This is a genomic window from Neisseria sp. P0021.S007, assembly GCF_051956855.1.
Genome location: NZ_JBQCXA010000488.1, coordinates 1 through 705 on the forward strand (window position 1 = coordinate 1; position 705 = coordinate 705).

The following is a 705-nucleotide window of genomic DNA, read 5'->3' on the forward strand; positions in this document are numbered from 1 at the left end:
GTGCATCAGCAGCGGACGAGGGCCAACTAGACTCATCTCACCTTTTAAGACATTCCATAATTCAGGAAGTTCGTCCAAACTGGTGGCACGTAATTTTTTGCCGAAATCGGTCATGCGTTCGCTGTCCGGCAGTGGGTTGCCGTCTTTGTCGATTGCATCGCGCATGGAGCGGAATTTAATCATTTTAAACGGCTTGCCATCTTTGCCCGGCCGCTCTTGGATGAAGAACACGGGCGAGCCTAGGTTTTTACGGATGAGGTACACCAAAATCAAAAACACAGGCGACAGGATAATCAGTCCTGAAGCGGAGGCGACAATGTCAAACAGGCGTTTGAAAAATTTATTCATGAGCTAATCTTTCAATCAGGTTGACGATTTTTTGATAGGCAACGTCGCGTTTGAAGCGGCCGACGATTTCTTCGGACTGAACAGGATCGCTTTTGCGCTTCAAAATATCTTTGGCGGCTTGAACGAAACCGTCCACATCGCCGGAATGGTAGTTCGCATGCGGCAGCAGGGTAAGGACTTCGGCAACTTCGTCGTTGACTTGGCTGTTCAGAATCGGTTTTTGCAAAGCCATATAGTCGGAGAGTTTGTTGGTAATCGATGCCATTGAATAGGACTGGATGGCGTTGATGGCAATGTCGCAGCCCTTGGCAACCGACATCATTTCGGCATAGGGAATGTAGCCGTAAAACTTGATGT

The 705-nt window shown here is 48.4% G+C and carries 1 protein-coding gene and 1 pseudogene; both read right to left on the reverse strand.

Annotated features, from left to right (window positions below; genetic code table 11):
- Window positions 1-348, reverse strand: a 348-nt coding sequence (locus ACTHUR_RS14175) for a sugar transferase (RefSeq protein ID WP_440399193.1), incomplete at its 3' end; no start/stop codon positions are given.
- Window positions 341-705: pseudogene (locus ACTHUR_RS14180) on the reverse strand (hypothetical protein); the annotation flags it as partial. The gene ACTHUR_RS14175 and the pseudogene ACTHUR_RS14180, both read right to left, overlap by 8 nt.